The organism is Phenylobacterium sp., assembly GCF_041920015.1.
In the GTDB taxonomy this organism is placed as follows: domain Bacteria; phylum Pseudomonadota; class Alphaproteobacteria; order Caulobacterales; family Caulobacteraceae; genus Phenylobacterium.
This window is the reverse complement of the sequence record NZ_JAYRST010000035.1, coordinates 24,622-33,421: the sequence shown is the minus strand read 5'-3', so window position 1 is coordinate 33,421 and position 8,800 is coordinate 24,622. Positions and strand designations below refer to the sequence as shown.

Annotated in this window: 9 protein-coding genes; 7 read left to right on the top strand and 2 right to left on the bottom strand. The window is 68.9% G+C overall.

The window, feature by feature from the left end:
* Positions 1-147: class I SAM-dependent methyltransferase (locus ACE3TL_RS09445; protein WP_374578463.1), on the bottom strand; the 147-nt coding region annotated here is incomplete at its 3' end.
* Positions 148-228: 81 nt separating this feature from the next.
* Between ACE3TL_RS09445 and mutM the strand changes: the two genes are divergently transcribed.
* From mutM to dnaA, 6 genes are all read left to right on the top strand, one after another.
* Entirely contained in the window at positions 229-1,092 is an 864-nt protein-coding gene (mutM, locus tag ACE3TL_RS09440; RefSeq protein WP_374578461.1) for a bifunctional DNA-formamidopyrimidine glycosylase/DNA-(apurinic or apyrimidinic site) lyase, read from the top strand.
* An 8-nt stretch (positions 1,093-1,100) separates the two neighbouring features.
* Positions 1,101-1,973 (top strand): TraB/GumN family protein, encoded by an 873-nt coding sequence (locus tag ACE3TL_RS09435; RefSeq protein WP_374578460.1) that lies wholly within the window; start codon positions 1,101-1,103, stop codon positions 1,971-1,973.
* A 30-nt stretch (positions 1,974-2,003) separates the two neighbouring features.
* Entirely contained in the window at positions 2,004-2,780 is a 777-nt protein-coding gene (locus tag ACE3TL_RS09430; protein ID WP_374578459.1) for an enoyl-CoA hydratase, read from the top strand.
* Between the two features lie 62 nt (positions 2,781-2,842).
* Positions 2,843-3,424 carry a GDSL-type esterase/lipase family protein gene (locus ACE3TL_RS09425; RefSeq protein ID WP_374578458.1) on the top strand — a complete coding sequence of 194 codons (582 nt, stop codon included), beginning with the start codon at positions 2,843-2,845 and terminating at the stop codon, positions 3,422-3,424.
* 105 nt (positions 3,425-3,529) lie between these two features.
* Positions 3,530-3,799 carry a 30S ribosomal protein S20 gene (gene rpsT, locus ACE3TL_RS09420; RefSeq protein WP_374578457.1) on the top strand — a complete coding sequence of 90 codons (270 nt, stop codon included), beginning with the start codon at positions 3,530-3,532 and terminating at the stop codon, positions 3,797-3,799.
* A 408-nt stretch (positions 3,800-4,207) separates the two neighbouring features.
* Positions 4,208-5,641, top strand: coding sequence for a chromosomal replication initiator protein DnaA (gene dnaA / locus ACE3TL_RS09415; protein WP_374578456.1), 1,434 nt, complete (start codon positions 4,208-4,210; stop codon positions 5,639-5,641).
* 223 nt (positions 5,642-5,864) lie between these two features.
* On the opposite strand, the gene ACE3TL_RS09410 is transcribed toward dnaA, so the two are convergent.
* Positions 5,865-7,343, bottom strand: coding sequence for a helicase HerA-like domain-containing protein (locus tag ACE3TL_RS09410; protein ID WP_374578455.1), 1,479 nt, complete (start codon positions 7,341-7,343; stop codon positions 5,865-5,867).
* A gap of 296 nt (positions 7,344-7,639) precedes the next feature.
* Here ACE3TL_RS09410 and ACE3TL_RS09405 point away from each other — a divergent pair, with 296 nt between their 5' ends.
* Complete coding sequence (locus ACE3TL_RS09405; RefSeq protein WP_374578454.1) at positions 7,640-8,773, top strand: AI-2E family transporter; 1,134 nt, start codon at positions 7,640-7,642, stop codon at positions 8,771-8,773.
* Positions 8,774-8,800 lie beyond the last annotated feature (27 nt).

Below are 8,800 nucleotides of genomic sequence, written 5' to 3'. Positions count from 1 at the left end.
CTTCCAGAGCCGGTGCACGCCCGCGCTCATCAGGTCGTTCATCAGGTCGTAGCGGCTGGCGACGCTGTCGAAGACCCCGCGCACGAGGCCCGCCTTCTCGGAAGCGTCGACGTCGCGGAAGCCGAAGGTGGCGGAAGGTCCGGTCATGGACGAGGGTCTTAGCCCGCCCCGCCCTGACGCGCCAGCGGGCGGGTTGTCCCCGCGCCCCCGAAATGCCACTTCAGCGCCATGCCCGAACTTCCCGAGGTCGAAACTGTCCGGCGCGGCTTGCAGCCGGTGCTCGAGGGCGCGCGCCTGTCGCGTGTCGAGGCTCGTCGCGCGGACCTGCGCTTTCCGTTCCCCGAAGGCTTCGTCCAGCGGCTGACCGGCGCGCGGATCGAGGCGCTGGAGCGGCGGGCCAAGTACCTGATGGCGCGGCTGGACCGCGGCGAGACCCTGGTGATGCACCTCGGCATGAGCGGCCGCTTCGAAATCGCCAGGCCGGAAGGCGAAGAGCGGCCCGGCCAGTTCCACTACGCCGCCGACCCCGACCCCCGGCACGCCCATGTGGTGTTCGAGACCGACGGCGGCGGGCGCGTCACCTATTACGACCCGCGCCGCTTCGGCTACATGGACCTGATCGAGACCAGCGCCATCGCCCGCCACCCCTGGTTCGCGGGGCTGGGCCCCGAGCCGCTGTCGGACGCCTTCGATGCGGCGCGGCTGGAGACGGCCTTCGCCGGGCGCAAGCAGGGGCCCAAGACCCTGCTGCTGGACCAGCGGGTCGTGGCGGGGCTGGGCAATATCTATGTCTGCGAGGCGCTGAACCGCGCGAGGATTTCGCCCTTCGCACCGGCCGGATCGATCGAGGCCTCGCGGCTGGCGCCCCTGGCCGGCGTGGTCCGCGAGGTGCTGGAGGAGGCCATCGAGGCCGGCGGCTCCAGCCTGAAGGACTATGCGGCCGCCGATGGCGCGCTGGGCTACTTCCAGCACCGCTTCCGCGCCTACGACCGCGAGGGCGAGGCCTGCTGGAATCCCGGCTGCGGCGGGACCATCGCGCGTGAGGTGCAGGCCGGGCGCTCCACCTTCTATTGTCCCAGGTGCCAAACGTGAGGCCGGCCATGATGAAACGCATGCTCGGGGCCTTCGCCGGCCTCGTCCTCGCCGGCTGCGCGGCCCAGGAGGCGAGCGCCCGGCCGCCGATGTGGGTGGTGCGCGACGCCGATTCCGAGCTGGTGCTGTTCGGCTCGGTCCACGTGCTGCCGCCGGGGCTGGACTGGAAGCCCGCCGGGCTGGACGCCGCCATCGCCGGGGCCGAGGATCTGTGGTTCGAACTGCCGATCGACCCTGCCTCCGAGGCCAAGGTCTCTCAACTCGCCGCCGCCCGCGGCATGCTGCCGCCCGACCGGTCGCTGTCGAAGATGCTCTCCGCGGACGGCGCGCAGCGGCTGGAGAAGGTCGCCGCCGAGCTCGGCGTCTCCATGGCGATCCTCGACCGGCTGGAGCCCTGGTTCGCCGAGGTCGCCCTGGCCGGGGCGAACTTCATGAAATCGGGCGCCGACGCGGACGCCGGCGTGGAGAAGAGCCTGGCCGCCGCCGCGCCCGCCAGCGCCGCGCGCAAGGCCTTCGAGAGCCCCGAGGAACAGATCGCCATCTTCGACGCCGCGCCCTTGCCCGAGCAGATCGCCTCGCTGGAGGAATCCCTGCGCGAGCTGGAGCGCAATCCGCGCGCCTATGACGACCTGGTCGCGGTCTGGATGGCCGGCGACCTGAAGGCGCTGGACGAGGACGTCCTGGGCCCGCTCCGCCAGGCCGCGCCGGGCCTCTACCAGCGGCTGGTGACCGAGCGCAATACGCGCTGGATCAAGGCGATCCGCGCGCGCCTGGACGGCTCGGGCCGGACGGTGATGGTGGTCGGGGTCGGCCATCTGGTCGGCGCCGACGGCCTGCCGACCCGCCTGCGGGCGCTTGGCTACGAGGTCGAAGGGCCTTAAGGCCGTTTCCGGCATTCGAAGGAGCCGGCCATGAGCTACGAGACCCTGATCGTCGAGACGAACGACGGCGTGACCCTGGTCCGCCTCAACCGGCCCGAGGCGCTCAATGCGCTCAACAGCCAGCTCCTCGGCGAACTCTCCGCCGCCCTGGACGCCGCCGAGGCTGACGAGGCGGTGCGCTGCGTGGTCCTCACCGGGTCCGAGCGCGCCTTCGCGGCCGGCGCCGACATCAAGGAGATGTCGACCAAGACCTATGCGGAGATGTTCAAGCAGGACTTCTTCGGCGCCAGCGCCCGGCGCATCGAGCAGTTCCGCAAGCCGATCGTCGCCGCCGTCGCCGGCTACGCCCTGGGCGGCGGTTGCGAACTGGCCATGCTCTGCGACTTCATCATCGCCGCCGAGACCGCCAAGTTCGGCCAGCCGGAGATCAACCTGGGCGTCGCCCCCGGCATCGGCGGCACCCAGCGCCTGACCCGCTTCGTCGGCAAGTCCAAGGCCATGGAGATGATCCTGACCGGCCGGATGATGGACGCCGCGGAGGCCGAGCGCGCCGGCCTGGTCAGCCGCGTCGTTCCCGCCGACAAGCTGGTGGAGGAGGCCCTGGCCGCCGCCGCCAAGATCGCGGGCCAGTCGCCGCTGGCGGTGATGATGAACAAGGAGCTGGTCGAGACCGCCTACGAGACCACTCTGTCGACCGGCGTGGCCGTCGAGCGCCGCCTGTTCCACTCTCTCTTCGCCTTCGACGACCAGACGGAGGGCATGGCCGCCTTCGTCGAGAAGCGCAAACCCGACTTCAAGGGCTCGTAGAGCGTGACAGCTTCAAGTGGAAGCCGGTTGAAGCGACCGTCACGCGCCAAGGAAAATCTCCCATGCGGCTGATCGCCTTCGGCGACTCCATGGTCGCCGGGGCCGGCGACCCCGATCACCTCGGCTGGATCGGCCGGGCGCTGGCTGGGCGGCGTTCGATCACCCTCTATAACCTCGGGGTCCGGCGCGAGACCTCCGCCGACATCGCCGCGCGCTGGCGGGCCGAGGCGACGCCGCGGCTCACCGACCAGGAGCCGATGCGCATCGTCTTCTCGTTCGGCGCCAACGACTGCCACCTGGAGAACGGCGCCCCGCGCGTTTCGCAGGCCGGGACGCTGAAGAACGCGCAGGGAATGCTGACGCAGGCCGGCGCCCATTGCCCGGTCCTGCTGGTCGGGCCTCCGCCGGTGGTCGATCCGGGCGTCTGCGCGCGCGTCGAGGTTCTGAACGACCACCTCAAGGCCCTGGCCGGGCGGCTGAAGGTCCCGTTCATCGACGTCTTCCAGCCCCTGGCGGCCGACGGCCTGTGGCGTGAGGAAGCCGCCGCCTGGGACGGCGCCCACCCCGGCGCGGGCGGCTATCAGCGCATGGCCGACCTGGTCGGCGCCCATCCGGCCTGGCGTGCGTTCACGCTTCTCGATTAAAGCGCCCACAGCGCATTGACCCGGGAAGCGCTCTCCCGTATATCCGCGCCTCCAATTTGCCCGCCCGGGCTCGGCTCGGGCGCGATCCGTATTGAGAGCTGACACATGGCCAACACGCCCGGCGCCAAGAAGGCGGTCCGCAAGATCGCCCGCCGTACCGAAGTCAACAAAGCCCGCCGCTCGCGCGTGCGCACCTATCTGCGCAAGTTCGAGGAAGCGGTCGCTGCGGGCGACGCCGGCGCCGCCAAGGCCGCCTTCGTCGAAGCCCAGTCGGAACTGATGCGCGCCGTCACCAAGGGCGTGGTTCACAAGAACACCGGCTCGCGCAAGGTGTCGCGCCTGGCCGCCCAGCTCAAGAAGATGGCTGCCGCCTGAGGTAGAACGGCCAGGCTTCAAGCTTGGCCGCCAACCTGCCTGAAAATACGGATTTGAGACGCACCCGCGGGTTGAAAGACCCGCGGGCGTTTTTGTTTTTGGGCCCCGCCAAAGCGGCGCCATGCGACCGATTCTCTCAGTTAACGGAACGCCAAAATCCAGATTCCCTTACCCTGCGCGGGCTGGATTTGAGTCAACGAAAATATCCGCTGGAGCGGCGAAGAATCACCGTTGACCCTCAGGTCGCCCCGACTAGGGTGACAGCTCTTACAGACGACCTTCCATCTGATTACGGATGATAGAGGCGACGGCGGGGGCAATGCGTTCGCCGACTAAGGCTTTGTGTTTGTTGAACAAAGTACGTCTGGTGCGGGGGCGCTTGGACGGATGACGACAAAAGAGGTTGGAATGATGGCCGCTGGGGGCGTTGCGAATTCTGTTGTCGACATGCAGGCGGCGACCATCTGGTCGAAGACCTGCTCGACGCTGAAACGCGAGCTCGGGGAAGCCACCTTCGGGTCCTGGCTGGGCCAGGCCGTCCTGCGCGAGCGCGGGGACGAACTTTGCCTGGTCGCGGCCACCGGCATGGCCCGCGACTGGATCCGCCGCCACGCCTGGCGCCGCATCGGCGAACTCTGGACCCAGAACGACCCGATGGGCCGCAGCCTCGACTTGAAGTCGCGCAGCGAATTCGACGCCGATCCCGCCGCCACCGCCCCAGCCGCCCCCGTCGTGCTCAAGCCCGAGGTGGTGGAGATCGAGGTTCCGGTCGCGTCCGCCCCGACCGCCGCCCGCGCCGGGCGCCAGCAAGGCCTGCAGGACCGCTTCTCGTTCGAGACCTTCGTCGCCGGCCCGGCCAACGAATTCGCCTTCGCCGTGGCGCGCCGCGTCGCCGCCTGGGCCGACGGCCACTTCAACCCGGTGATCTTCCACGGCCCCTACGGCTTCGGAAAGACCCACCTGCTGAACGCCCTGGCCTGGGAGGCCATGCAGTCGGCCCCGGACAAGCGCGTGGTCTATATCACCGCCGAGCGCTTCACCTCGACCTTCGTCAAGGCGGTGCAGGACCGCCAGACCGCCGCCTTCAAGGACGAGCTGCGCAACGCCGACCTGCTGCTGATCGACGACGTGCAGTTCGTGGCCGGCAAGGCCTCCACCCAGGAAGAGCTGTTCCACACCCTGCTGGCCCTGGTCGAGGACGGCCGCCGCGTGGTGATGACCGCCGACCGCTCGCCCGCCGAGCTGCAGGAGATGGAGCCGCGCCTGCGCAGCCACCTCCAGGCGGGCCTGGTCTGCGGCATCGAGCCGGCCGACCGCACCCTTCGCCTCGGCATCCTGGAGCGCAAGCTCGCCACCCTGGCCGCCCAGGGCAAGTTCGTCCCCTCGGCCCGGGCCGAGGTGCTTCAGTTCCTGGCCGACCGCTTCACCGACAGCGTGCGCGAGCTGGAAGGCGCCCTCAACACCCTGGTCGCCCGGGTCGGCGGCGAGATCTCCCGCATGACCCTGGACGAGGCTCAGGCCATCCTGCGCCCGAACCTGGCCTGCACCGAGCGCCGGGTCACCGTCGACCAGATCCAGAAGACCGTCGCCGAGCACTATCAGCTCAAGCAGGCCGACCTGATCTCCGAGCGCCGCGCCCGCGTGGTCGCCCGCCCGCGCCAGGTCGCCATGTGGCTGGCCAAGCAGATCACCACCCGTTCCCTGCCCGACATCGGCCGCCGCTTCGGGGGCCGCGACCACACCACCGTCCTGCACGCCGTCCGCCGTATCGACGCGCTGAAGGTCGAAGACCCGATGATCGCCCGCGACCTCGACGTCCTGCTGCGCAAGCTGCGCGGATAGGGTTTTTCCTAGCTCGGAAAGCCATCGCGCCTCGGCGTCATCCCGGTTTGCGAAGCAAGACCGGGACCCATGAACCTCGATGGTTCAGAACCTGATCTGACAGGGGAAATCCTGCAAGATCAGGTGCTCGTTGATCTCGGACAAGCGCTACGCGCTTTCCGGGAAGACATGGAAGCGTGCGTTCACCGACAGCGCCTGAAGGGCTTCGGAAAAGCGAAACGCCCTACCGCTTCTTCAGGCTGCCCAGGACGCCGCGCATCAATTCGCGGGCGATGGTGCTGCCGGCCTGGCGCAGCAGCGACTTGGTGAAGGCCTCGCCCATCGACTGGCGGCTGGACGCACGCGCCCGCGGCTGGGCGGCGCGCGCGGCCGGACGGCTGGCGGGCTCGGCCTCTGCGGCCGCTTCGCGCGCGGCCGCAGCCGCCGCGCTGTCGGCCCGGGCCTTCAGCATCTCGAAGGCGCTCTCGCGGTCCTTGACCGTATCGTAGAGGCCCCGCACCGGGCTCTGGCCCATGATCGCCGTCCGCTCGGCCTGGGTGATCGGCCCCAGGCGCGAAACCGGCGGGCGGACCAGGGTCTTCTGGACCACGGTCGGCGCGCCCTTCTCGTCCAACACGCTGACCAGCGCTTCGCCGACGCCCAACCCCTGGATCGCCTCGGCCGTATCGAAGGCCGGATTGGCGCGGAACGAGTTGGAGGCCGCTTTCAGCCCCTTCTGCTCGGTCGGGGTATAGGCGCGCAGGGCGTGCTGGATGCGGTTGCCGAGCTGGCCCAGCACCGTCTCGGGAATGTCGGCCGGGTTCTGGGTGACGAAATAGACGCCCACCCCCTTGGAGCGGATCAGCCGCACCACCTGCTCGACCTTTTCCAGCAGCGGCTTGGGCGCGTCGCGGAACAGCAGGTGCGCCTCGTCGAAGAAGAAGGCCAGGCGCGGCTTGTCCGGATCGCCCACCTCGGGCAGCTCCTCGAACAGCTCGCTCATCAGCCAGAGCAGGAAGGTCGCATAGAGCCGCGGGCTGGCGATCAGCTTGTCGGCGGCCAGGATGTTCACATAGCCGCGCCCCGAGCCGTCGGTCCGCATCAGGTCGGAAAGCTGCAAGGCCGGCTCGCCGAAGAACCCCGCCGCCCCCTGGTCCTCCAGCACCAGCAGCTTGCGCTGGATGGTCGCGACCGTGGCCGGTGAGACATTGCCATACTTGGCTCCCAGCGCCTTGGCGTTCTCCGAGGCGTAGGTCAGGGCCGCCTGCAGGTCCTTCAGGTCCAGCAACAGCAGGCCCTCTTCGTCGGCGGCGCGGAACACCACCGTCAGCACGCCCTCCTGCACGTCGTTCAGGTCGAGCATGCGCGAGATCAGCAGCGGCCCCATCTCCGACACGGTCGCCCGGATCGGATGGCCCTGCTGGCCGAACAGGTCCCAGAACACCACCGGAGCGGCCTGCGGATCGAGCGTCAGCCCCATCAGCTTGGCCCGCTCCTCGAACTTCGGATTGGGCGTGCCTGGCGCGGCCACGCCGCAGAGGTCGCCCTTCACGTCGGCGGCGAACACCGGCACCCCGGCGTCGGAAAGGCCCTGGGCCAGGATCTGGAGCGTGACGGTCTTGCCCGTGCCGGTCGCCCCGGCCACCAGCCCATGCCGGTTGGCCCGGTTGAGCAGCAGGTTCTCAAGGTGATCCGAATAACCGATCAGGACGCCGTCGGACATGGAATGCTCCGCAATTTCGCTGCCGCGAAGCTAACCGCCCGGCGGCGCGAGCGCGAGCGTCGTTTCAAAGCTTGATCGCCGGCCAGGCGCCGCTGGGTCAAGCCGCCGCCCGAACGCCGATCACGAAAGCCCATTGCCGAATTTTCTTCGGTGGCGATGCGGTTCTGCCGCAGTTCTGCGTCTTAAGGGCACAGACACTCCCCATCCTCGCCGAATGAGGATAGGGATGGTCGAAATTGACGCGGCGCGTCCCGACCTCGACAGTCGGCCAGGACCCGCCACTTCAAAAAGAACCCATGCCCGCGCCAGCCCCAGAGTCCCACACCGTCCGCGTTTCACTCGTCATCCTGGCGGTGATCGCCGCCGGGGCCGCGCTCTACTGGCTGCGCGGCATCCTAACCCCCCTGGCCCTGGCGGTGTTCCTGGCGGTGATGATCGACGGCTTCGCCCGCGTGCTGCGCTCGCGCCTGCCGGTCATCAGCGAGAAGGCGGCCCTGGCCCTGGCCATCGTGCTGTCCGTGGTGCTGTTCGGCGTCTCGGGCCTGGTCATCGCCGACAACGCCAGCACCTTCGTCAGCCAACTGGTCGCCTACACCCCGCGACTCAACAACCTGATCGCCCAGGTCGCCGGCCTGTTCGGCGTGGAGGTGCCGCCGACCGTCAGCGACCTCTTCGCCCAGCTCAATGTCAGCGCCTATCTGGGCGACTTCGCCAAGGGCCTCCAGGGCTTCGCCTCCGACGCCTTCTTCATCCTGATCTATCTCGGCTTCATCATCGCCTCGCGCAGCGGGTTCCAGCGCAAGGTGGTCGGACTGTTTCCGCACCAGGCCGAGCGCAAGGAAGCCCTCGCCGCCTTCCGCCGCATCCGCGACGGGGTGGAACGCTACCTGTGGGTCCAGACGGTCACCGGCCTGATGATCGCGGTCGCCTCATGGATCGCCATGGTCGCGGTCGGCTTGGACAACGCCGTCTTCTGGGCCTTCCTGATCTTCATCGCCTCCTACATCCCGGTGATCGGCGGGGCGGTCGGCATCCTGGCGCCGCCGATCTTCGCCCTGATCCAGTGCGAGACCTTCTGGCCAGCGGTGATCCTGCTGGGCGTGCTCCAGGCGATCCAGTTCGTGGTCGGCAACATCGTCCTGCCGCGGATGCAGGGCGACAGCCTGAACATGGATCCCGTGGTGGTGCTGCTCAGCCTGGCCTTCTGGGGCATGATCTGGGGGATGACGGGCATGTTCCTGTCCACGCCCCTGACCGTCATGGCCATGGTCATCCTGGCCCAGTTCGACGGCTCGCGCTGGCTGGCGGTGCTGCTGTCGGCCGACGGCCAGCCCGAAAAATTGCGCGATCACGCCGCCGGCTCTCCCGACGAACCGCCGAAGCCCGCGCCCCGTTCCTCCCCGTCACGCAAGCGTGAACCCAAAGACTGAAACCCAAGGCCTTCAACTTGTCCGTCC

Coding starts and splice junctions, on each gene's coding strand:
- ACE3TL_RS09430 (WP_374578459.1), top strand. CDS start 2,004: ATGAGCTACGAGACCCTGATCGTCGAGACGAACGACGGCGTGACCCTG.
- ACE3TL_RS09435 (WP_374578460.1), top strand. CDS start 1,101: ATGATGAAACGCATGCTCGGGGCCTTCGCCGGCCTCGTCCTCGCCGGC.
- mutM (WP_374578461.1), top strand. CDS start 229: ATGCCCGAACTTCCCGAGGTCGAAACTGTCCGGCGCGGCTTGCAGCCG.
- ACE3TL_RS09425 (WP_374578458.1), top strand. CDS start 2,843: ATGCGGCTGATCGCCTTCGGCGACTCCATGGTCGCCGGGGCCGGCGAC.
- ACE3TL_RS09410 (WP_374578455.1), bottom strand. CDS start 7,343: ATGTCCGACGGCGTCCTGATCGGTTATTCGGATCACCTTGAGAACCTG.
- dnaA (WP_374578456.1), top strand. CDS start 4,208: ATGATGGCCGCTGGGGGCGTTGCGAATTCTGTTGTCGACATGCAGGCG.
- ACE3TL_RS09405 (WP_374578454.1), top strand. CDS start 7,640: ATGCCCGCGCCAGCCCCAGAGTCCCACACCGTCCGCGTTTCACTCGTC.
- rpsT (WP_374578457.1), top strand. CDS start 3,530: ATGGCCAACACGCCCGGCGCCAAGAAGGCGGTCCGCAAGATCGCCCGC.